General features: G+C 59.1%; 22 protein-coding genes. 9 read left to right on the top strand and 13 right to left on the bottom strand.

What is annotated here, in order from left to right:
- Both DX908_RS05835 and DX908_RS05830 read left to right on the top strand, forming a co-directional pair.
- A complete protein-coding gene (locus DX908_RS05835) occupies positions 1-726 on the top strand; it encodes a response regulator (RefSeq protein ID WP_116391476.1) in 726 nt (241 codons plus the stop codon).
- On the top strand, positions 723-2,036 hold the full coding sequence (locus tag DX908_RS05830; protein ID WP_116391475.1) for a sensor histidine kinase: 1,314 nt from the start codon (positions 723-725) through the stop codon (positions 2,034-2,036). The genes DX908_RS05835 and DX908_RS05830 overlap by 4 nt, the downstream gene beginning before the upstream one ends.
- A 65-nt stretch (positions 2,037-2,101) precedes the next feature.
- Here DX908_RS05830 and cysN read toward each other — a convergent pair whose 3' ends face one another.
- Both cysN and cysD read right to left on the bottom strand, forming a co-directional pair.
- Positions 2,102-4,015, bottom strand: coding sequence for a sulfate adenylyltransferase subunit CysN (gene cysN, locus DX908_RS05825; RefSeq protein ID WP_116391474.1), 1,914 nt, complete (start codon positions 4,013-4,015; stop codon positions 2,102-2,104).
- A 1-nt stretch (position 4,016) separates the two neighbouring features.
- On the bottom strand, positions 4,017-4,913 hold the full coding sequence (gene cysD, locus DX908_RS05820) for a sulfate adenylyltransferase subunit CysD (RefSeq protein ID WP_116391473.1): 897 nt from the start codon (positions 4,911-4,913) through the stop codon (positions 4,017-4,019).
- Between the two features lie 190 nt (positions 4,914-5,103).
- Here cysD and DX908_RS05815 point away from each other — a divergent pair, with 190 nt between their 5' ends.
- Positions 5,104-6,420 (top strand): TolC family protein, encoded by a 1,317-nt coding sequence (locus DX908_RS05815; protein WP_158548534.1) that lies wholly within the window; start codon positions 5,104-5,106, stop codon positions 6,418-6,420.
- A gap of 3 nt (positions 6,421-6,423) precedes the next feature.
- Here DX908_RS05815 and DX908_RS05810 read toward each other — a convergent pair whose 3' ends face one another.
- The 3 genes from DX908_RS05810 to DX908_RS05800 form a co-directional block, all read right to left on the bottom strand.
- A complete protein-coding gene (locus tag DX908_RS05810) occupies positions 6,424-7,920 on the bottom strand; it encodes an alpha/beta hydrolase-fold protein (RefSeq protein ID WP_116391471.1) in 1,497 nt (498 codons plus the stop codon).
- A gap of 140 nt (positions 7,921-8,060) precedes the next feature.
- Positions 8,061-8,360 carry an HP1242/YdcH family protein gene (locus DX908_RS05805; protein WP_116391470.1) on the bottom strand — a complete coding sequence of 100 codons (300 nt, stop codon included), beginning with the start codon at positions 8,358-8,360 and terminating at the stop codon, positions 8,061-8,063.
- 163 nt (positions 8,361-8,523) lie between these two features.
- Positions 8,524-8,766, bottom strand: a complete 243-nt coding sequence (locus DX908_RS05800) for an HP1242/YdcH family protein (protein WP_116391469.1) — start codon at positions 8,764-8,766, stop codon at positions 8,524-8,526.
- 133 nt (positions 8,767-8,899) lie between these two features.
- Between DX908_RS05800 and DX908_RS05795 the strand changes: the two genes are divergently transcribed.
- Positions 8,900-10,471, top strand: coding sequence for a tetratricopeptide repeat protein (locus DX908_RS05795; protein WP_116391468.1), 1,572 nt, complete (start codon positions 8,900-8,902; stop codon positions 10,469-10,471).
- 5 nt (positions 10,472-10,476) lie between these two features.
- Here DX908_RS05795 and DX908_RS05790 read toward each other — a convergent pair whose 3' ends face one another.
- From DX908_RS05790 to DX908_RS05780, 3 genes are all read right to left on the bottom strand, one after another.
- Positions 10,477-11,118, bottom strand: a complete 642-nt coding sequence (locus DX908_RS05790) for a COG3904 family protein (RefSeq protein WP_116391467.1) — start codon at positions 11,116-11,118, stop codon at positions 10,477-10,479.
- Positions 11,119-11,151: 33 nt separating this feature from the next.
- Positions 11,152-12,456, bottom strand: a complete 1,305-nt coding sequence (locus DX908_RS05785; RefSeq protein WP_116391466.1) for a patatin-like phospholipase family protein — start codon at positions 12,454-12,456, stop codon at positions 11,152-11,154.
- A gap of 87 nt (positions 12,457-12,543) precedes the next feature.
- The gene (locus tag DX908_RS05780) at positions 12,544-13,620 is read right to left on the bottom strand and encodes a hypothetical protein (RefSeq protein ID WP_116391465.1); all 1,077 of its coding nucleotides are present in this window, start codon (positions 13,618-13,620) and stop codon (positions 12,544-12,546) included.
- Between the two features lie 197 nt (positions 13,621-13,817).
- On the opposite strand from DX908_RS05780, the gene uvrB reads away from it, so the two are divergent.
- Entirely contained in the window at positions 13,818-15,914 is a 2,097-nt protein-coding gene (gene uvrB / locus DX908_RS05775; RefSeq protein ID WP_233508714.1) for an excinuclease ABC subunit UvrB, read from the top strand.
- Between the two features lie 55 nt (positions 15,915-15,969).
- Entirely contained in the window at positions 15,970-16,518 is a 549-nt protein-coding gene (locus DX908_RS05770; RefSeq protein ID WP_158548532.1) for a DUF1579 family protein, read from the top strand.
- Between the two features lie 41 nt (positions 16,519-16,559).
- Here DX908_RS05770 and DX908_RS16285 read toward each other — a convergent pair whose 3' ends face one another.
- Positions 16,560-16,724: a hypothetical protein gene (locus DX908_RS16285; RefSeq protein WP_158548530.1), complete on the bottom strand. Its 165-nt coding sequence runs from the start codon at positions 16,722-16,724 to the stop codon at positions 16,560-16,562.
- A gap of 139 nt (positions 16,725-16,863) precedes the next feature.
- Here DX908_RS16285 and DX908_RS05765 point away from each other — a divergent pair, with 139 nt between their 5' ends.
- Positions 16,864-17,808 carry an AEC family transporter gene (locus tag DX908_RS05765; protein WP_116391462.1) on the top strand — a complete coding sequence of 315 codons (945 nt, stop codon included), beginning with the start codon at positions 16,864-16,866 and terminating at the stop codon, positions 17,806-17,808.
- Positions 17,809-17,891: 83 nt separating this feature from the next.
- Positions 17,892-18,593 carry a hypothetical protein gene (locus tag DX908_RS05760; RefSeq protein ID WP_116391461.1) on the top strand — a complete coding sequence of 234 codons (702 nt, stop codon included), beginning with the start codon at positions 17,892-17,894 and terminating at the stop codon, positions 18,591-18,593.
- Positions 18,594-18,712: 119 nt separating this feature from the next.
- Here DX908_RS05760 and DX908_RS16280 read toward each other — a convergent pair whose 3' ends face one another.
- The 3 genes from DX908_RS16280 to DX908_RS05755 all read right to left on the bottom strand — a co-directional run bounded on the left by DX908_RS16280 (position 18,713) and on the right by DX908_RS05755 (position 19,887).
- Entirely contained in the window at positions 18,713-18,883 is a 171-nt protein-coding gene (locus tag DX908_RS16280) for a hypothetical protein (RefSeq protein WP_158548528.1), read from the bottom strand.
- 136 nt (positions 18,884-19,019) lie between these two features.
- Positions 19,020-19,157, bottom strand: a complete 138-nt coding sequence (locus DX908_RS16275; RefSeq protein ID WP_158548526.1) for a hypothetical protein — start codon at positions 19,155-19,157, stop codon at positions 19,020-19,022.
- Positions 19,158-19,347: 190 nt separating this feature from the next.
- On the bottom strand, positions 19,348-19,887 hold the full coding sequence (locus DX908_RS05755; protein ID WP_116391460.1) for a hypothetical protein: 540 nt from the start codon (positions 19,885-19,887) through the stop codon (positions 19,348-19,350).
- A 130-nt stretch (positions 19,888-20,017) separates the two neighbouring features.
- Between DX908_RS05755 and DX908_RS05750 the strand changes: the two genes are divergently transcribed.
- Positions 20,018-22,438 (top strand): DUF2793 domain-containing protein, encoded by a 2,421-nt coding sequence (locus DX908_RS05750; protein ID WP_116391459.1) that lies wholly within the window; start codon positions 20,018-20,020, stop codon positions 22,436-22,438.
- Here DX908_RS05750 and msrB read toward each other — a convergent pair.
- Positions 22,435-22,845: a peptide-methionine (R)-S-oxide reductase MsrB gene (msrB, locus tag DX908_RS05745; RefSeq protein WP_438943330.1), complete on the bottom strand. Its 411-nt coding sequence runs from the start codon at positions 22,843-22,845 to the stop codon at positions 22,435-22,437. The genes DX908_RS05750 and msrB overlap by 4 nt on opposite strands.
- Positions 22,846-22,915 lie beyond the last annotated feature (70 nt).

Below are 22,915 nucleotides of genomic sequence, written 5' to 3'. Positions count from 1 at the left end.
ATGTCCGGCGCAAGCAAACCTGTGCTCCTCGTCGTTGATGACGAACCCTCGATCCGTGATCCGCTGGCGGAGTATCTGGGCGGTAATGGCTATGAGATCAAAACGGCGGGCCGTGCCGATGCGGCACGCAGCCTGATCGAAGAGGGGGGCATCGATCTCGTCCTCCTTGATATCATGATGCCGGGCGAGGATGGCCTCAGCCTGTGCCGTGATCTGCGCGCAAAGGGCACGCTGCCCGTGATCCTGCTGACCGCGCGGGCCGAGGATACCGACCGCATTGTCGGGCTTGAAATTGGCGCGGATGATTATGTGACCAAGCCGTTCAATCCGCGCGAGCTCCTAGCAAGGGTGAAGGCGGTCCTGCGCCGCAGCAAGGATAGCCCGAGCGAGCCTCTGACCCCCGGCGGGACGAAATTCCGTATTGAGAGTTTCACGCTTGAGATCGAAGGCCGCCGCCTGCTCGATGCTGCCGGTGAGGAGGTCAAGCTGACCGGCGGGGAATATGAGCTTTTGCTCGCTTTGACGGAACGGACGGGCCGCGTCCTCAATCGAGACCAGTTGCTCGATATCACCCAAGGCCGCTCGGCGCATGTCTTTGACCGCTCGATCGATAACCAGATCAGCCGCCTGCGGAAGAAGATCGAGCCAGATCCCAAGGATCCGACCATCATCAAGACGGTACGGGGCGGGGGCTATGTGCTGGCCGCCAAGGTCACCAAAGAATGATCCGCCGCGCATCTTTTGCGGCCCAGATGGCGGTCGTGCTGGCGATTGCGTTGCTGGCCGCGCAGGCAGTCAATTTCTTCTTTCTGCTCGAAGCACGGGAACGTGTGCGGACGGCTCGTGAGGACACGCAGATCGAACGTTTTGTCGCGGGCGCGGAGAATGATCAGGCATTGCAACGCATCAAAGATCGTCCGCGCCGCCGCCGCGTGCCGGTCAGCGTGACGAATGCGCCGCTCGCCACCCTTGGCGATGTCGACGAAAAACTGACCTTGCGGCTTCAGGAGAAACTACGGGAGGCGGGGTTGAATGCAGACGGCGCCATGGCCGCCCGCATGATGCGGCCGATGCGGGAAGGCGAGGAACTCGCCATCGTTCTCTCTTCCGCAATTGAGGGCGGGCAATGGTTTAATGCCGTCTCGCCGGCGCCGCAGGGCGGCTCGCTCGATGTCAAACCCTTGATCCTGCAGACGGTGCTCATCTATATCGGCCTGATGGCGGCTGTGCTTCTGGTGACGGCAAGGCTGGCGCGTCCGCTCCGCAGGCTGACGGATGCCGCGAACCGGTTCCGGCTCGATAGTCAGGACATTGCCCTGACCGAAGAAGGCCCGAGCGATATCCGTTCCCTGACGGCGGCGTTCGATCAGATGCGCGGGCGCCTGCGCCGGGCCTTCACCGAAAAGGACGCCATGCTGGGCGCGATCGGGCATGATCTGCGCACCCCGCTGACCTCTTTGCGCATCCGGGTCGAGCAGGTCGCGAATGATCAGCTTCGCGAACGGATGATCATTTCGATTGATGAGCTGTCGACCATGCTGGAGGACATCCTCATCCTTGCGCGCGATGGTGCGCCGGGCACGGAGCAGGAAGAGCTCGATCTCTCATCGCTCTGCAGGCAGCTCGCCGATGATATGGGGACGGGTGACAGGAAAGTGTCGTTCGATGACGATACGCCACCACTGATCACGCCAGTTTATCCCGCGCTCCTCAAACGGGCCTTGCGCAACCTCATCCAGAATGGACTTCGCTATGGCGGCGATGTGACCTTGCGCCTCCTGAACGAGGAGAGCGGCATCCTGATCGCGGTCGATGATGACGGACCAGGCGTCCCTGAAGCGCAGCTTGATGCCTTGCGGGAGCCCTTCCGGCGGGGCGAGGGCTCGCGCAATCGTGAGACTGGCGGGGCGGGCCTCGGCCTTGCCATCGCCGATGGCGCGGCACGCGCGCATGGCGGCCAGCTGGAGCTGTCAAACCGGCAAGAAGGCGGCTTTCGGGCGGGCATCAGATTGCCTGCTCACCCATCTCCTCATTGAAGGAGCGGCGTGCTCAGAAATCCTGAATGGGGATCACGGATGATCGGCAATCCGGGCCCGAACCCTTATGCCTCCAGATAACCGCCTTCGGTCAGCCGTTTGACGATGACTTCGGCGGCTTCTGCTGCCGTCATCTCAACCGTGTTTATCGTGATCTCCGCATGGCGCGGCGGCTCATAGGCGCTGTCGATACCGGTGAAGTTCTTGATCTGACCGGCGCGGGCCTTCTTGTAGAGGCCTTTCACATCGCGCTGTTCGGCAACCTCAAGCGGCGTATCGACATAGACCTCGATGAACTCACCTTCGCCCATGAGGGAGCGGGCCATCTGGCGTTCGTCCCGGAACGGAGAAATGAAGGCGGAAAGCACGATGAGGCCCGCATCGACCATCAGCTTGGCGGTCTCGGCCACCCGGCGGATGTTCTCAACGCGGTCGGCATCGGTGAAGCCGAGATCCTTGTTGAGCCCGTGCCGGACATTGTCCCCATCCAGAATATAGGTATGGCGCCCAAGGTCGTGCAGTTTCTTCTCAACGAGGTTGGCAATGGTCGATTTGCCAGCGCCCGAAAGCCCAGTGAACCAGAGCAGAGCCGGTTTCTGGTGCTTCATGCCTGCGCGTTCAGCCTTGCCGACTTCGAGGTCCTGCCAGACGACGTTTTCCGCGCGGCGCAGTGAGTGATCGATCATCCCGGCGCCGACCGTCGAATTGGTCTGGCGGTCGATGATGATGAAACTGCCGGTCTGGCGGTTCTCCTGATACGGATCGAAGGCGACCGGATGGGAGAGGTTGAACTTGCAGACACCGATCTCGTTGAGGCTGAGCGTCTTGCCGGGGCGTTCTTCCAGCGTGTTCACATCGATCTTGTTCCGCAGATCGGTGACGACGCCATTGACCAGCCGGTTGGCGGTCTTGATGACATATTGCCGGCCAGGCAGCAGGGCTTCATCCGCCATCCAGATGACGTGTGCGGAGAGCTGGTCTGTCTGATGCGCCGGATGATCCTTGCCGCAGATGATGTCACCGCGGGAGATATCGATCTCATCATTGAGGGTGATCGTGACGGCTTCGCGCTTTTCGGCGCGCTGCTTTTCATCATCGCCCATGACGACGATTGATTTCACCGTCGAGCGTCGGCCCGACGGGATCGCGATGATCGGATCGCCGACTTCAATATGCCCGCTTGCGACGGTGCCGGAGAAACCGCGGAAATCGAGGTTCGGGCGGTTCACCCACTGGACCGGCAGGCGGAACGGCGCATCCGTATCCGAACCGATATCAAGCTCCTCAAGATAGGTGAGGAGCGGTGGGCCGTCATAATAGGGGGTCTTGTCAGAGGCTTCGGTGACATTGTCGCCACCGAGCGCACTCATCGGCACACAGAGGATGCTCTCAAAGCCGAGCTTTTCAGCAAACTTGCGGTACTCGGCCGTGATCTCGTTGAAGCGCTCTTCGGAATAATCGACGAGGTCCATCTTGTTCACGGCAAGGACGACATGGCGGATGCCGACGAGCGAACAGATGAAGCTGTGGCGCCGTGTCTGGGTCATCAGGCCCGCACGGGCATCAACCAGCAGGACGGCAAGGTCCGCCGTCGAGGCGCCCGTTGCCATGTTGCGGGTATATTGCTCATGACCCGGCGTATCGGCGACGATGAATTTGCGTTTCTCGGTCGAGAAGAAGCGGTAGGCGACATCGATCGTGATGCCCTGTTCCCGCTCGGCGGCGAGGCCGTCAACGAGAAGGGCGAAGTCGATATCCTGCCCTTGCGTGCCGGATTTCTTTGAATCCGCCTCAAGTGCGGCGACCTGATCCTCATAGAGCATCTTGGAATCATAGAGCAGGCGGCCGATCAGGGTCGACTTGCCGTCATCCACCGAGCCGCAGGTGATGAAGCGCATCAGGGATTTGTTCTCGTGCCGCGTCAGATAGGCGACGACATCCTGTTCGATCAGGGCGGTGTCCTTAGAGCTCATGGACATCTTAGAAATACCCTTCCTGCTTTTTCTTCTCCATGGAGGCGGCCTGGTCATGGTCGATGACCCGGCCCTGACGCTCTGAACTCGTCGCCAGCAGCGTCTCCTGGATGATGTCGGGGAGTGTCGCCGCGCGGCTCTCGACCGCACCGGTCAGCGGGTAGCAACCGAGCGTCCGGAAGCGCACCCACTTCATCTCGGGCTCACGGCCCTCAAGCGGGATGCGGTCATCGTCAACAAGGATCAGTGTACCATCAATATCGACGACCGGGCGTTCGGCCGCGAAATAGAGCGACGGGATCTCGATGTTCTCGCGGTAGATATATTGCCAGATATCAAGCTCGGTCCAGTTGGACAGCGGGAAGACACGGATCGACTCGCCCTTGTGAATGCGCGTGTTGTAGAGCGACCAGAGCTCCGGGCGTTGGTTCTTCGGATCCCAGCGGTGACCCGGCGCGCGGAAGGAGAAGATGCGTTCCTTGGCGCGGGATTTCTCCTCATCACGGCGCGCGCCGCCAAAGGCGGCATCAAAACCGTATTTGTCGAGGGCCTGTTTAAGCCCTTGGGTCTTCATCACGTCGGTGTGATAGGCGCTGCCATGGGTGAAGGGGCCAACGCCTTCCTTCACGCCATCCTCATTGATGTGCACGACGAGATCGAGGCCGAGCTTTTTCGCTGTCTCATCCCGGAACTTGATCATCTCCCGGAATTTCCACGTCGTATCGACATGCATGAAGGGGAAGGGCGGGACCGACGGATAGAAGGCTTTGAGCGCCAGATGCAGCATCACCGATGAGTCCTTGCCCACCGAATAGAGCATGACCGGATTGTCGCATTCGGCGGCTACTTCCCGCATGATATGAATACTTTCGGCCTCTAGCCGGTCGAGATGGGTGAGTGACATCCGCCCTTAATCCTCTCCTGCCGTCCCATATTGATACTGTGGGGCAGCGTTCGCACATGCACAACTTCCGGCGCATAGGCCGGGGCGTCTTGCCTATCAAGGGCATAGCCGGGAAATGGCAACCCCTGTTAGGGAAAGACAGCAACTGGAATTTCTGATGAGGCATCTCGCAATTCTAATGCCGGTTCTGATGGCCGGGTTATCAGTCGCGACAGCGCAGCCTCTTTCGGTCGCGGTCGAGGAGGGGCTGGCCAGTAATCCGGCGCTGGCCGCGGACACGGCCCGGCTTGAAGCGGCGCGCGAAGCCATCGTGCAGGCGCGGGCGCAAGGCCTGCCCAATGTCGAGATCATGGGCAGCTCAACTTACTCCGAAGGCAGCTTTGACCCCGGTGATGAGGCCGAGGCGGCGATTGCTTCGGTCTTCAGCTCGCCGATGGGCGATGGCGGCATGGATGAGATGGGCCCTGACCTTGCGGACAGTTTCGGTCCCGGCGACGGGCGGGTCTCCAATCAGGCGCAGATTGCTGTCACCCAGCCTATCTTCACCGGTTTTCAGATCCTCAACGGCATCCGTGAAGCGCAAGCGAGTGTCGAGGCAGCATCCGCCCGACTGGACTGCGTGCGGCAGGGCTATGCTTACCAGATCGCCGATGCCTATCTGCGGGTCGTCTCGGCGGAGGCGGAAATCCGCGCGGTCGAGAAAAGCGTTCAGTCCCTGATGCAGGCGCATCGCGCGACGGAAGTTTCCTTTGAGGCCGGGCAGTCGACCCGGACGGATGTCGCGCTCGCCCAGTCGCGGCTCGCCGCTGTTCGCGCGCAGCTTGCCGGCGCGCAGGCCGATGCCATTGCTGCGCGTCAGGCTTTCGCTGTTGTCGGTGGTGACGGGATCCAGAATTTTGTCCTGCCCGAGACGGGCGCCGCCGTACCGGCAAGCGTTGATGAGGCGATGAGCATCGCGGTGAGAGAGCATCCAGAACTTGCTGCGGCCGCCCTTGACCGGGATGCCGCGCAGGCCGCGGTCAAAGGGGCAAGGGGCAGCCGCGCCCCCAAGGTCCAGCTTCGCGGCGCTTACTCCTATGCCGAAGGGCAGTTCTTTGAAGGCGATCGCTCCAGTAACGCTTCGATCGCTGCAGAGGTGCAGGTGCCGCTTTTTGAAGGCGGAGCGATCAGTTCACGGATTAGGCAGGCGCGGGCCGAGGATCGGGCCGCCCGCTTTGCCGAGACCGATACGCTGCGCCGGGTGACCGCCGACATCCAGACAGCGATGGCAGGCTATCAGGCCTCCCTTCGGGCAGCCGAGGCCGCAAGTGCCCGGCTGGAAGCAGCAGAGCTTGCCTGGCGGGGCGTGCAGCTTGAGCGTGAAGTCGGCCAGCGTTCCGTGCTCGACGTATTGCGCGTGGAGGAAGACCTCCTCGCCGCGCAGGTCGGCGATGTGAATGCGAAAGCCCAGGTCATCCGCGCCAGCTGGCAGGTCGCATTTGCGACCGGCACGTTGGCGGCAGAATAGGGCTTACTCGCCTCCGTCAGGCCTGAGAGAAACGCCGGTAATCTCTTCGAGCATTTCTGCGGCAACGCCCGGTTTGGGCCGGTGCGGCAGGCCGGGGACGATTTCTACATGCGCATCTGACCCCAGCTCTTCGAGCGTGACCGCCAGAAGCTCCGTTGCGCCTTCGAGGTAGAACGTATCCTCACCGCCCGCATAGATGCGGATCTTGCCCTCGAGCGCCGGGCCGATCGTGTCCCATTCTTCTTGGATTTTCAGGTTGATGTCGTAGGGCTTCCAGTCCTCAACAACATCTGTGAAAACCTCACCCGTCTTGGGGTCAAAGATCCGCTGCGGCAGGCCGTCCTGATCCTGATGGCTGAACACGGCTTCGAAAGAGCGGATCTGCCCGCCCGGCCCGTAGATCGTCTCGGCATTGACGAAATCCTCGTAGAACAGGATGGCTTCGCCATTCTGCCGGGCGAGCGGGCGCGGGTGTCCTTGCTCGTCCGTGAACATGTTGCTGCCTTCGGCATAAAGATCGATCTGCTGGAAATCTCGGAAATCGACCGGGTCAGGGACAAAGGACCAGACCCCCGCAAAGGCTTCGGGGTATTCGACCTGCAGCCAGAGTGACGACCAGCCCCCCGAAGAGATGCCGGTGACATAGCGCTCGTCCGGTCCGGCGCCGTGATAGGTCGCATCGATATAGGGTGCCAGTTCGCTCACGAACATTTCGCCCCATGGGCCGGTATTCACTGAATCGGCGAAAACCGAATGGCCCCAATAATTGAGCGCATTCGGCACAATGAGGATCATCTCATCGAGCGCCGGGGCGAACTCGTCGCGCACGAGGAACGAAAGTGCGGTGTGATCGCTGCCAAAGCCGCCGATGTAATAGAGCACCGGCCATGTCTCTTCACTGTCGGCGGACCAGTCCTTGGGCAGACGGATAGAGACATCGACCGCATAGTCCTCGCCATGAAATGCCGAGAGGAGGTTCGAGGGGAGGTTGATGACGCTGACCTGATCGGGGGCGTCAAAAGCCTCTTCCTCGACCACCTTTGAAAGGCTGAGATCGAGGTCGAATGTGCCGTCTTCGGCGACAACCAGTTCGGTGGGCTCGCTGTAGAGATCGCCTGCACCACGCCCGGCATCGGGGGAGGTGGGGCTGAGCCGGATATAGGCCTGCGCCTGATAGGTGCCGGGCTCAAGATCGCCCAGCGATCCGGGATGGGCAGCATCATCCGTATCCAGACTGACCGGCTTGCTGCCGGACCAGTTCTCGACGTCTTCAATCACCGTCAGGGGCGGGTTGAACCAGCGGCTCTGCAGGCGCGGCTCACGAGAGGCATCAGCAGAGACCGTGACATAGACCCGGCCCGTATAGGGTGCGGTGAGGAGATCCCCAGCGGCGGTCACATCGATATGGCTTTTGGCGGGGGCGTCAGATGCGCGCTCGGCACAGCCGGCAAGGGCGATAACGGCTCCTGAAATCATCAGGAACGAGGTGACGTGGCGCATACAATCTCTCTCCAGAAACACCCGGCGGGGATCCGCCAAAAACAGAGAGGACTATATGAATGCCCGTCCGGAGGGGCAAATGCCGTCCGGGTCCACGGATTTCTCCTTCTTATCCGAAAGAGATACGCTGGTTTCAATGATCAGAAGTCTGAATGAATTGACGGATTTTCTGAAGACGGCGTGTCTGATTCCGGCTTCTCGCTGCCGGTCTTGAGCATCTGAAGGATCTCATCTTTGAGATGAGACCTGCGGACTTTCATCTCTTCGAGATATTGATGCGATGTCGGCTCAATATCGGATTCTGCCCGATGAACGTATCGGTTCAGTGTGTGATAGGCCTCAGTCAAACGCTGGAAATGCGCATCTCCCTTGTTCATTTTCTGAATAAGGGGCGCGTATTCCGGAAATTCTTCTGAAAGTTCAAATGGCGTATGAGACATGCCCAATCCGTCTTCAAAAGAGTCGTGAACCGGACGGTTAGCTGAAAAAGAGACGAGGCGCTTTGACGCAGATCAAATTGGCCGTCGAAAAAGCATTAACCTTAGCGTTTCTGCATTTTCCCATCCGCTCCCGATATATTCCTGATGAGAAGAACCCGAACTCTCAGACGGTAGCCTTAAGCATCGTATAGATTTCGTCTTTCAGCCTGACGCGGCGCGTTTTCATCTCTTCCAGATGGTCATCAGAAGTCGGCTCGACGTCCGTTTCGGCGCGATGAATGTCACGGTTAAGGCTGTGATATTCCTCCGAGAGCTTCTGGAAATGAAGATCGCCGGTTTTCAGCCGGTGGAGGGTGTCGGTGAATTCAGGAAATTCCTCGGACAGCTCATGTGGCGTGTGGGTCATCTGGGCACCTTCCTACTGTTTATCTGACTGCACCCTTATGAGGGAGGAAGAGCCAGCGATTTGAGAAAGATCAAAGCGCAGCGTAGAAGGAAGAAACCTGTTTGAGGGGCGTGCGACAGCGGCGGGGACGGTTGTGACGGAAAATCAGACGCAGGAGGAAAAGGCCGGGGAAGAAGATCTCCCTGCTGATGGCGTCGAGTCTCAGATTGACGACTTGAGTCCCAAGACACGCTCCCAAATCGTGCAGGATTTTATCAGGAGCAGGGTTGTCCGGTGGAGTGCAGCCGGCGTTGCCTTTGTGGGGGCAGTGTCTTTCTTCGGCAATTTTGCGACGATCGTCAGCATGTTCCAGCCGTCTACGGCATCCTCAAAACAGGTCGAGGACTTGCAGAGCGAGCTTGCCGCCCAGCGTCTGATGATCGCGCAATTACTTGAACAAACGGCGCCTTCAGACCCTGCCGAGTTATCGCCCTCACGTGTGGCGGAGCGGCGAGACGCAGCGATGCGCGTTGCGAATGCTGATCCTGCTGCGGCACAGGCAATCGCAAATGGAGATTTCAGAACGGGCTTTAGGGCGCTGCAGGCGCGAGCCGATGACCTCTCCGCGGATGCCGCCATTGCGTGGCGTGACCTTGGGGCGTTGGCTTATGACCGTGATCCTGCGATCGCGCTTGAGGCTTATCAACAGGCCGCTCGGATTGACCCCGGACATTATGAAACCTGGATAGCGCTGAGTGCACTTGAATATGAGCAAAACGGCGATGTGAGGGCTGCGAAAGCAGCGGCCGCCTCGGCGGCTGATGTGGCCGACGACCTTGATAAAAGGCTGACGGCATTGAGTGAGCTTGCTTTCCTTGAATTTGAGGCTGGAGAGCTGGAGCTTGCAAGACAGCGCTTCCAGCAGATCCTCCAGATTGTCCGTCCTCTGAATGAAGCGGAGCCGGGTAATGATGAATACCTTTTGATATTGGCGGATACCCTGGAAGGACTGGCCGATGTTGAGGCGATGCTGGGAGACCCGAATGCGGCTCGCACCTCTCATGAGGAAGTGTTGGTCCTGCGGCGGCAAAGACTGGCCGCTCAACCTGATGAGCCTGCGCGCCGCCGGGATCTGTCTAGCGCACTGGAAAGTGCTGGAGAGCTGGCGTTAGAGGCGGGAGATTTTCCGCGGGCGGAAGCTCTGTTTGCCGAAAGCCTAGCGATTGATCGTCAGTTGGCGACCAATGAGCCGGACAGTCTGCGCGCGCAGCGAAATCTGGCTGTGTCGCTTGAGATGTATGGTGACGTCCTGATGGAACTAGAGCGCCCGGCAGAGGCGTTGAGCCATTATCGGGAAAGCCTTCAGATCTCCCGTCTGCTGATGGCGAGCCATCCGCTGAACGCTCAGTTCCGGGAGGATGTGGCGTTCTCGCTTGCGCAGACCGGCGGGGCGTATCGAGCCGTTGGCAATGATCAGGCAGCCAAGGCGACCTTCATTGAGATGTTGGCGATCATGCGGGGGCTTGCGGGTGAACAGGAGACAGTTCTCCGCGGTGAGTTATTGCTCGCTGAAGCGCTGGCGCGGACAGCGGACGGGACGGGCGATGATGCCTATGCCGAGGAGGCCCGCGGCATTATCGACAGACTGAAGGCGGAGGGTCGCTATTCGCCGGAAGTCCGGGCCCTGATGGCTGATGCGGAGGCGATTTTATATCCCGCCCCTTGAGGCGGTCAGCGATGATCGCAGATCAGCTGAAAGCTTGATGTCCCTTCGGGCGGGGCAATAATTTTCGTGACGACGCCATATTTCAGGAGTTCTTCCGTACTCAGCCAATACATGTCATCGAATTTGGCAACGCGCAGCGTGTACCAGTAGAATTCCTCATCCATGCCGATCTTTTTGAAGTAATCTAGGAAAACCTTGTGGCCCGGGTGATCGCGGGGCAATTCGCTGGAGGGCGTCGGATCATCATCATCCTGCCACGCATGCACGCCGATGCAGGCGCCTTCCTCGATAACGCGCTCCTTGCCAGCGAGGAAGAAATCGACACCGCCCGACGCGATCATGCCTGAGGCGGGCACATAAGTCGTCAGGCCATGTTCATGGACCATGATCGAGGCCTTAATATTGGCTTCATCATCATCCGAGCCCGGTACATTGGTCATGACGATTTTCTTGAGGCCGGGATTGTCCTTGAGCAGCTTTTCGATGATCGCAGGTGTCGGCTCGCCAAGTTCACCTTGCGCATAAGCCGTGTCACCTTCGACCGGGAAAGTGGCGAACTGGATATCCTGGGCTGCGGCGGGCAGCGCGAAGGCGATGAAAGTGCCAGTCAGCAGGCCGATGACTTTCCGTCCAGATCGTGCGCGCATGCTTTTGTCCTTCTTGTGGTGAGGGCTATCCCGTTATTTCAGCTCGACCAGTGTGTCCCGATGCTCAGCGACCGCACGGGCGACGCCAAGGCGTGCGGAGGCTTCGATCAGACCGGCATCGCAAGGGGTGATGGAGAATCGTGTCGGCACGGCATTGAGGGCATCCTCAATCGAGCCTTTGCGGATGCGGCCTTTGCAGCTTTCCGGCCATTCCGTCGGGATATGATCCGTATAGCGGATATTGATGATCGTCACGGGGATATCGAGCCGGGCTTTCGCCTGCTCCCAGACGATCTGCCAATAGGCATCGGCTCGTTGGTTGGTGATGCTGACGACACGGCCGGGGTCACTGGTCCACAGCCGTAAATCCCGATTGGCAAGATTGCGTTCGAGCGAATCCTGCTTGCCCGCATCAAAGGAGAAGATGACGGCGCGTTTGGGCGGCGCAGGCGTTTGGGTATTAAGCAGCAGGATCTCCTGCAGCGTCTCAACGCCCTTGTTCTCGAGGATGCCGCCATCGCCGAGATGCCAGTATTGCGTTTGCGTCTCGCCGCAGGCGGGCGGCACTTCGATGGCGACCGGCCCCAGAGCGGGCGGGAAGGCGGCAGAAGAGGCAACAGCCAGCGCGATAGGGAAATCGTCCGGCGTCGGATAAGCGCAAGCCGAGGTGCTGAAATTGCGAGAGCGGAGCGTGTCCTTGCTCAAGGGCAGGTCAGTCTGTCCGCCATTGGCAATCGGCCGGTTGGAGAAGACAAAACGCCGCCCGTCATCATAGCTCGCCGCATTGATCAGGAGGACGCGCGAGGAGGGCAAATCGCCAAAGGTCTTCTCATCAAGATATTTCGTATCGAAAGCATTCTGCAGGGAGGAGATGCGGCGCGTCGGGCTGAGGAACCGGTTGGGTTTGGTGATCTGCCCCCATTCCATCGGCCAGAAATAATTCTCGCGCATCGTCGCCTTGTAGGCATCAAAATAGGCGCGGGTGCAGGGAACATCGCGGGGGCCGCAGGCTTCCGGTGGGCGCGTCGCAAGATAGGAGGCCGCCATCGACCCGCCCGACACGCTGGAGATATGGGTGACTTCTTCGAGGAGGCCCGCTTCGTTCAGCGCTTCGGCCCCGGCGGCAGCAAAATAAGCCGCGCGGCTGCCCCCGCCGGAGAAGGCAAGGCCGACAAATTGGTCGTGTGAAACTATCTCCGTGGTCGGAGCGGCAGTCTCATCCGGCTCCCACACATAATGGATGCGGTCCGGCATGAAGGCGACACAGCCCGAAAGGGCAAGGCCGAGCCCCGCCATTGCGCCCATGCGTCCGAACAGACTTTTTCTCGTCGTCCCCATAGATCCCCCATCCAGCGACGGTGGAGCCTAGCATCTGGGCAGGATTTCGCCACTCGCAAACGCAAGTGGCGAGGAATGCTGATTCCGTCAGGGTTTCGGGGGAGACATCAGCTCCGGCCAGTTACCCAGCGCGCTATCGGGCAAGGTGCGGTCAAAGCGGAACTCTACCGGGCCGTCGGAATTGCCGAGGCTCAAACCCTCGTAAAGGACCGTCGCGACACCGCCGAGTGTCTTCTCGGTCTTCGGCGCGATCCCTTTGACCGTCCATCTCTCGAACGTGCCGGGTTTGCTTTTCTTGCCGAAGACATGGCGTGCCGGCTTGTCGAGCCCCGCGCCAGCCAATTCGATCATGACAGGTGTCTTCAGCTCTTTCAGCGGCGTGAACATCCATTCCTCTTCAAACGGCGAGCCGGGCTCAAATGGCGTCTGGATGCGGCGGGTCAAAAGGAAATCAGGATGGATGAGCCGACAGCGCAGCTCTCGGGCTCCGGCATCTTCAAGGCACCGGCAAAGCGGCACGCTATCCGGGATCGGTAGTGTTTGCGGGCCGTCATTGGTGATGACAGTGCAGCGATCATCGTCCGCGCCGCCTCTCGCGCCCGTGGCCATCAGGGTGCGGAACGGCAGGTCCAGCGGTACATCCGCATCTGGCCCGAAAAAGGTCTTGTTGGAAATCCAGCCCGGTGGATTGGGGCGGGCATCAAAGAATAGTCCGCCGCCAGAATAGGTTTCGCCGGCAGGCGCGCGGGCGAGGCCACAAGTGCCGCTGGTGTTCGTCAGGACGAGGGCCAGCCTCGCTCCCGCCCTCACGGGCAGGTCTGTTGGGAGATGAATGCGGACAAAATCGTCTGGCGGCGGGGGCACTTCATCGGCATTTACGATAGCCCGGCGCTGGGCAATGCCATTGGGTTCACCAGTAGCCGTCTGCCCCTGGATCTCAACGGTAAGCTGGCCATCGCTGCAACCGACGGGGATTTCGATGGCGGTCAGGCCGCCGGTCACACCGACGGTAAAAGTCTGCGCCAGTTTCTGCTCTGAGCTACCGCCAATCGCTTGCGGGGGAAGGGCCGTATCGAACAGGGGTTGCTCCTGATCGACCGTCTGGGCGTGAACACAACTAAACGCGGCGGCCAAGGCGGCCAGCCATCCAATGACAGGTTTCACAGGTCTCTCTCCAACAGGGGCCCCCCGGCGCCCAGCATCTTCCGTAACGCATTTAACGCATCACGCGAAGCTTTGGTTGCAGCATGGGGGTCTGACGCATTGCTCCGGCCGCCCCTCGCGCCTAACTCTTCCCCATGAGCAAGACCCTGCCCGAAGACCTTGGATTTTCCGAAGCCGTTGTCTCCTATCATGACCGGATGGAGGGGCAGTGGGCGCCGCATAGGCCCGCCCGCCCGGACAAGCTCGAAGGCGGCAAGCGGCTCGAGGTCGTCTCGGATTACGAGCCGGCGGGCGACCAGCCGGCGGCGATCGCTGAACTCGTTGAAGGCATCAAAGAGCAGGAGCACGATCAGGTGCTGCTCGGGGTCACGGGGTCGGGCAAGACCTTCACCATGGCCAAGATCATCGAAGCGATGCAGCGGCCCGCGCTGATCCTTGCGCATAACAAGACGCTCGCCGCGCAGCTCTATGGTGAGTTCAAGAGCTTCTTTCCGAATAATGCGGTCGAGTATTTCGTATCCTATTACGACTACTACCAACCCGAAGCCTATGTTCCGCGCACGGATACCTATATCGAGAAAGAATCCACGATCAATGAGCAGATCGACCGGATGCGCCACTCGGCCACCCGGGCGCTGCTCGAACGCGATGATGTAATCATCGTTGCGTCGGTGTCCTGTATTTACGGTATCGGCTCGGTTGAGACCTATACGGAGATGACCTTCACCCTAGAGAAAGGGCAGGAGATTGAGCGCCAGCAATTGCTCGCGGACCTCGTGGCGCTTCAATATAAGCGCAATGATGTTGCTTTCGCGCGGGGCTGTTTCCGGGCACGGGGCGATGTCATCGAGATCTTCCCGGCGCACCTCGAGGATGTCGCCTGGCGGGTCAGCATGTTCGGTGACGAGGTTGAGGCGATCACGGAATTTGATCCGCTGACGGGACAAAAGATCGCAGAACTCGACCAGATCAAGATGTATGCGAACTCTCACTATGTGACGCCGCGCCCGACGATCCGCCGCGCGCTGGAGGGGATCAAGAAGGAGCTGGCCGAAACTCTGCCGGTTCTGGAGGCCGAAGGCCGGCTGATCGAGGCGCAGCGCCTGCGCGAACGGGTGACGTTTGATCTTGAGATGCTGGAGGCGACAGGGGTCTGCAACGGCATCGAGAACTACTCCCGCTATCTAACAGGCCGGAAGCCGGGTCATCCGCCCCCGACGCTTTTTGAATATCTGCCGGAGAATGCGCTGGTCTTCTGCGACGAAAGCCATGTGACGATCCCGCAGATCGGCGCCATGTTCAAAGGTGACTTTGCGCGAAAAAGGACGTTGGCGGAATATGGCTTCCGCCTGCCGAGCTGCATGGATAACCGGCCGCTCAAATTCGAGGAATGGGACGCGATGCGGCCCCAGACGGTGCATGTCTCCGCCACGCCGGGGCCGTGGGAGCTGGACCGCACGGGCGGTGTTTTCGTTGAGCAGGTGATCCGTCCGACGGGGCTTGTCGATCCGCCGGTCGAAATCCGGCCCGTCTCCAAGGGACAGATCAATCAGGTCGATGACGTCATTGATGAGTGCAAGAAGGTCGCGGCCAAAGGCGGTCGGGTGCTCGTCACGACCCTGACGAAAAAGATGGCCGAGGACTTGACCGAATATATGCATGAGCAGGGCGTCCGCGTTCGCTACATGCACTCGGACATTGACACGATTGAACGCATCGAGATCATCCGTGACTTGCGTCTCGGCACCTTCGATGTGCTGATCGGCATCAACCTGTTGCGCGAAGGGCTCGACATCCCGGAATGCGAGCTGGTGGCGATTCTCGATGCCGATAAGGAAGGCTTCCTGCGCTCAGAAACATCACTGGTTCAGACGATCGGCCGGGCAGCGCGGAACGTCGATGGCCGTGTCATTCTTTATGCGGATGGCATGACGGGGTCGATGGAGCGGGCGCTCGCCGAAACCTCACGCCGCCGCGAGAAACAGCTCGCCCATAATGAGGAGCATGGCATCACGCCGAGAACGGTGAAGGCGAAGATCGCTGAAATCACCGACAGCGATGATGAGGCGCTGAAAGCGGCCGCCGGGACGACCTTCAGTTCGCAAAGACTGACCGGCGCGGGCGGCATGGCCGAGGAGGCTACGAAATTCGAGCATGGCGACAATATGAAAACCCATATTGCTGCGCTTGAAAAACAGATGCGCGAGGCCGCGGCCAATCTCGAATTCGAGGACGCGGCGCGTATCCGTGATGAGATCCGCAAGCTCGAGGAACTCGATCTGGAGACGCGGTAAGAGCTTGACGTCAGCGCTGCGCAATGTATCGTTTATCGATAATTGTGAGGTCGCTATGTTCCGCAAATTCCTGCCCTTCATGCTCGCCCTCGGTCTGGGGATCGGGTCCGCCACTGCTGACGAGGATCCGGTTCTGGAGGCCATGGCAAGACTGGCGCCGCTCGAAGGGGAGTTCGTCATCACCGGCGTCCGGCATACGCCTGATGGCCCGATTGAATTGCGCAAAGCGACGAGCACTTCTCATTTCGTGCTGAATGGCCGGGTTCTGGAAGAAGAACGGACGTCGGATCTTGGTCTGGAAGAGCTGATCACCCTCAAGACCCAAATGAGCTATGATCAGTACAGACAGCTATATCGCGTGGCTGTCGTCGATGACACCTGGGGGCTGATGGACATCTATGAGGGGCGTTTCACCGAACCTGAAATGCTTGAGGTCACCAATCTGCGCAGCGACACCCACTTCCCACTCGGTGATGATCAGAAGATGCATTTTCGTCTGCGTTGGGACCTTGGTGCTCCCAAGACATTCACGGTCGATTACTCGCTCGACCAGGGTGAGAGCTGGGCAATCTATTTCGAAGAAGTCATGACGCCATCGGAATAAGAACCGGCCTTGCTGTCCTACTGCCGCAAGGCCGGGAAAAATCAGTATTGTCGGCAGACTTCCGTGCCGAGGCGGTCATCGGCGTCGGTGTCGCAATATTTGGCATCGGGCTCTTTCTTCGCTTCTTTCTCTCCCTCTTCGGGCGGCGTGACGCAGGCCGTAGCCGAAAGGACAAGAAGGGCGGCAAGAAGAATACGCTGTACCATGATGAAACTCCTTTTCGAGTTCGGCGGCGTTAAGAGAGGGGCCGCATGACGGCTGCAATCTATCATTCGTCTTGCGACCTGTCAGGCGCCGAGCGCAGCAGAGATTGACCTTCCCGCACGGCGCGCGCATGGCGGGTGGATGTTGGAAATCCTGCTGATCATCTCGCCGATCTTTATTATTATTGGCACCGGCTTTGCCGCGGTCCGGACGGGCGTGATCCCGATCGCCGCGATTGACGGGATGATGAAAGTTATCCTGACCTTCGGTTTTCCCTGTCTTCTTTTCAGCAAGATATCCCGTCTGGACCTGGCCGCGGCGTTCGATCCGGCGCTGTTCGTATCATTCTATACCGGTGCACTCAGCTGTTTCGTGCTCGGCATGCTGGGCGCTCGGCTGATCTTCAACCGTCCCTGGACGGATAGTGTCGTAATTGGTTTTGCCGCGCTTTTTACCAATTGCCTGATGCTGGGGGTGCCGATCACGGCACGAGCTTTCGGCCCCGACACGCTCGGCCCGAATTTCGCAATCATCTCCATTCACTCACCGATCTGCTTCCTGGTCGGGATCACGGCAATGGAGCTGGCCAAGGCGGATGGGCAGTTCTCTGCGGCATCGCTGAAACTCATTACGCGAGAGGTCGTACGCAACCCGTTGATGATCGGGCTGGCTGCGGCCTTTATCGTCAATCTGTCCGGGCTGACCGTCCCGTCGCCAATCATGGACAGCGTCGATATGCTGGCAGAAGCAGCGTTGCCTGCGGCCATTTTCGGATTAGGCGGCGTGCTGACAAAGTGCGAACCCAAGCGGGCCTTCGGCGAGGCCGCCATGGTCGCCGGTCTCTCACTGATCATTCATCCGCTGATTGTCATTGGGCTCGCGACAGGGCCGATGCATCTGCCGCTTGAGGTCACGCAATCGGCCGTCCTGACGGCGGCGATGCCATCAGGGCTCATCGCATTTGTCTTTGCGCAGCTTTACGGAAGGGCCACCGGCGCGGCGGCCAGTGCAGTGATGTTTGCAACCGTCGGGTCGTTGATCACCGCGCCGATCTGGATCCTCATCTTACGCCAATTGGGGAGTTGAGCCAGTCTTCTTCCTAGCCTTGAAGTTGCACATTGCAGAGGCTAGACAAGAGTTCTGGGGCAATAGTTGGGTGGGAAATTCCAATGTATTCGATCTTCGCGACCAGCGCCATGGTATCGCTGAACCAATTCCGTGCGCTCAAACGCCGTCAGGAAGCTCTCGATAATGCGTTTCTAGAAGACCCCGATTATGCGGAGGTCGTTGGCTTCAAAGGCGTGATACAAGGGGGCGAGAGCCCGTACGTCGCAGCCAATGCCGCATCTGGTGAAAGCGTCTCGATGGGCACCATGATCGCGGGTCTGGTCATCCTGATGCTGATCGAATTTGTCGCGCAGTTTCTTGCGATCTGGTTCTTTGGCTGGTTGTTGATGAAAGTGGTGGGGGTACCCTTCGCCTATTTCGGCGGCGGGGTAATCTTCTTGCTCTTCCTGCTGGGCTGGTTCGTCAATATGCCGAATATTCTCAATCGCTTGGAGGCACAGAAGCGACAATTTACAGGCGAGGGGCTGACGCCACAGGAAAAAAATGACGTCAAAAAGCAGTTTTTCCTCGGCTACGTGATCAATCTTCTGATCACAGTCATCGTGCTTCTTTTGGTGGCGAAGATCGTTGGGGTACCAACGACCCTTCCTGGTGGTGAACCGCTGCCGATCCCGAACCTTGATACTGAGCAGTTGGCAACAGCACTCGTGATTGGGTTTTTCGGTCAGCTCGGGGCCCAGTTTTTTGGTGGCGCAAAGCCGACAAAGGCACCTTACGCTTCCGTCCTGATGAAAAGACTCTGAGTTTTTCGCTGGATCACGAACGCCTCGTTTGACCGTTTCTCGATCTTGATGAGGCAAGGGAAGGGGGGCTTCTGGGAGAAAGCCGCCCTTTTTTCATGTGTTCATGAATGCCGGAGGCGTCAGTCGCGGCAGATTTTCACCGGATCACGCGGCGTGTTGACGAGCGCATCTTCGGTACAGGTGAGCCCCTCAGGGTCTTCGGTTTCAGCCGTTTTCTTCTCTTCGGGCGGCGTCGTACAGGCGCCAAGCAATAGAGCGGCGAATGTCGTGAAGATGAGACGGCGTGTCATGCGGGCTTCCTCCGGAATTGGGCAGCAACAAGTTTAAGCCGCCGGTGTTGCCGGCGGCTCTGACTTCCTACCATTCGAGGGGAGGCATGACAGACCGGGATGCAGTCAGATGACAGTCATCCCGGCAAATCGTGTCTTAGCGGCAGACCTTGGTGCCCATGCGGGAGCCCATGTCGCGTTCGACGGTGCAATGCGTGCCATCATCGTCTTTTTCAGTCTCGCCTTCTTCCGGCGTCGTGGCGCAGGCAGCGGCGGTAAGAACAAAAATGGCCATAAGGGCGAGACGCTTGAACACAGGCATTGATCCTTTTGGAAGTGGAATGACGAGAAAGTGATTTCGAAGCTGCTGGAAGTAAGGCTTTGAATTCCCGTCATGTTTCGATGGGGCATGAGCGCATATTTTCGCGCAGATGACCACCTTTATTTTGCAACTGCGAAAAATAATCAGGTTGCGGGAGTTCGCTCTATTCAGACGATGACTGGAGCGCCTTGCAGGCATCGGCAAAGGCACGGAAGTTTTCATCGACGGGCGGCAGATGGAGCAGCTGACGGTTCTTTTCCCGGCGCAAGGCGTATTCAGCCTTTTGGCCGGTGATGATCGCATTGAAGAGGTTTGCGGCTGGTTCGCGTCCCACCGGTGCGATGGCGTCAAGTTGCGTCCAGCGATCAGCCCTTCCGGTCAGCACTTTCTCATCATCCAGGAACAGGAAAAACCGGACATTCGGCACGTTACGTTTTTGTGTGCCGTGAACGACATTGTGCATCGGCATCGGCTTCTCGGCGATCCGTACACGATAGGAAGACTGGTCACACATAAAGAGGACGCCGGGGACGTCTTCCCTGACCGTAAAAACGGTGGGGATGGGCTCGCTCTTCCCGCGCTTTCCATTGATGGTCAGCTCAAAGGAGACAGCGCCAATTTCCCAGCCGTCCTGAGGCGGTGAGCCGGGTTCCTGGGCTATCGTGGAACTGGCGGCGATGAGGCCCAATAATGAAATCAGCATTCAATTTCTCCTGTCCTGACTAGAACAGTCGAGAGGGGCGGGGTCAATCTTGCCCGCCGCCGCAAACTTATCCCCGCACCTCGCGCCTGACTTATCTTGAACGCTGAAACGAGCCTTCTCCGGAGACGTCATGGACAACTCGACCCGACTTTCTTTCCCTTACGTGATGGAAGCCCAGGCGCAAAAGCATGTCACGGTCAATGAAACGATCCGGTCTCTTGATGCGTTGGTGCATTTATCTGTCAGCTCCCGGACGGTCAGCGAAGAGCCTGAAGAACCTGCTCAAGGCGAGGGGTATATCCTGCCGTCTGGCAAAACGGGCGAAAGCTGGTCTGGTCTTGCTGATGATGTAATCGCTGTCTGGCAGGATAATGCCTGGCGGGAATATCCCGCGATTGAAGGCATCACGGCCTATGTCGCTGACGAAGGGCGGCACATTGTCTGGGACGGCTCTGAATGGGGTGCTTTCGGAAGTGAAGAGGCGGCCCGCTTCGGGATCAATACGGGGCCGGATGATACCAATCGGCTGGCCGTGAAGACTGATGCTGTCCTCTTCTCCCATGATGACGTTACGCCGGGGACGGGGGACATGCGTCAGTCGATCAACAAGGCGAGTGCGAGTGATACGGCCTCACTTGTCTTTCAGACTGGGGCGTCGGGCCGTGTCGAGATCGGCCTGACGGGCTCGGACGATCTGACCATTCGGGTCAGTGCGGACGGCGAGACATTTGTTGATGCGATCCTGATTGATCACGAGACGGGGGAAGTCAGCTTTCCCAACTCGACAGGCATTGGCGGGCCTTCTGCGCCTGCATGGGTGCCCGCAGGTGCGAGTTTTGCAATCTCTGCAGAGGAAGCGGCGGTCTGGACCGAAGCGACGGGCCCTATTTCAAACCTCTTGTCACCCGAGGATGCTGAATTCAGTGCTGGGAGCAATCCGCTTATTCTTCTCGACACAGGCAAACCGGCTGCCGCGGCCACAGGCGCGCCGAGACGATCCTATGATGTAGCAGAGGGAGCATGGGGATATGTGATCGAGGCGGAGACGCCCGCGCTGCCGAATGGCGCACCCACGCCTCCAGCGTTGCTAGGACTTGATCTGACTTTTGATTTTGTCGTTGATACGGTGCTTGGCAGTGATGGCAATACAGGCGTGCCGGCTGCGCCTCTGGCGACGCTTTCAGAACTATCAAGCCGACTAGGAAGCCTTGCCACGAGTGCATCCGTCAATGTACGGATCAAGCAGGGCGACTATGTGGATGATCCACTGCTGGTTTATTCCATCGATACCAATACGATCACATTAGTGTTTGAGCCGGGGACAACACTTCGCTCAACCTTCACCGGTGTTGGGTCGACGCAAGCATTCGATATGACGGACGGCACCGTTATCCTATATGGGAACGGGCTTCATATCCGTGATTGGCAAGGCCTCGACGAAATCGCTTCGGATGATTTCCAGAGCTCATCAAATGGTCTTGCCGTGCACGGATCAGGTGATCTGACCGTGCATGATGTCAAGGTGTCCAACTGCGGCGATGGCCTGACGGCACATGCTGACGGCAGACTGGAAGCCTATAGATGCTGGGTTGAAGACTGTCACAAATACGCAGCTGTCCACGTCAATGACAGCACGTCCTATCACGAAGATTGCACCTTCATCGGCGGCGAAGGACATGGCGGTGAGGATGTCAGAGCGCCCGCAGGTATTATTGGCGGGTTCGAAGGCTCGCTGGGGGGTCATGAATTCTTCCGTTGCCGGATTCTGCCGAGTCCCAGCGGGGCAGTCAACGATGTTGGCGGCGGCGCAATTGCCGTCTTCGATCAATGCCAGTTCGGGACGTTAACGGACTATGTTAAGCTCACAGCCGCGGAGGTGACGGATAGTTTTGTGCACTTCTATGCCCAAATGAACACATTCGAGGGCGTCATGACCCGATGCTATGGAAAGGGAAGTGTGAGGTTGCGGCAGGGGGCGAGTGCCGTGCCCGTTTTCGAGAATTGTGTCTTCACCGGTCCTGCCGCAGGGGTCAGCACCAGCTTCCTGTTCGCCAATTACGATCCCGGGGGCTTCAGTGAGCTGACGATCGATGACTGCATTTTTACAGGCTACACGAAAGCTATAGATCTCGATGAAAGCTTTTCAGTTGGCTATTGGCAGGCCTCTGGATCGGCGATCACCTCATCGACTTTCTTTGGCAATACCAGCGATCTGGGAACGGCCGGCGCAGCAGAGGTCGGCACGACAATCACCGATCCGCTTTATACGGACCCGTCATTGGGCAGTCATTCTGCGTCGCTCGATATGGCGGACTATGCCGCTGGTAGCGGCACAGATGGCTTTGCCTCAGGTGCGGCTGTGACGACCGGCCCGGCGCAATCACCCGCAGATGATGTGTGGAGCTATGAGGATTTATCCGCCCTCGGCCTGCTCGACGGCCAGACGGTCCGCTTCACCGCGACGGATGACAGCGTAACGAATGTGATTCTGTCGGGCGGGAGTCTGACGATCCCGCCCGGCGCCTGGAAGGAAATCTACGGACCGGCTTAGGCGGGGACGAATTTCAGCGCCACGCCATTATTGCAATAGCGCAGCCCCGTCGGGCGAGGGCCGTCCTTGAAGACATGGCCCTGATGCCCGCCGCAACGCGAGCAATGATATTCCGTGCGCGGGACAACCAGCTTGAAGTCGCGCTTGGTTTCAAGCGCGCCGGGGAGGTGGTCGTAAAAGCTCGGCCAGCCCGTGCCTGATTCGAACTTGGTCTCAGACGCAAAAAGCGGCAGCTCGCACCCTGCGCAAACGAATGTGCCCTCGCGTTTCTCATCATTAAGAGGAGAGGTGCCGGCACGCTCGGTGCCTTCCTTGCGCAGGACACGGAATTCTTCTTCGCTCAACCGCTCGCGCCACTCAGCTTCGGTGAGGTTCGCCCAGTCGATATTGCTGTCATCGGTTATCATGGAATCCTCCTTTGCCTCGCGCGCATCTCCAGAAGTGCAGGCCGCGCCGATCAGCGCCGCCGACCCCAGA

It is taken from the genome of Parvularcula marina (genome assembly GCF_003399445.1).
Lineage (GTDB): Bacteria > Pseudomonadota > Alphaproteobacteria > Caulobacterales > Parvularculaceae > Parvularcula > Parvularcula marina.
This window is presented reverse-complemented; position numbering and strand designations above follow the sequence as displayed.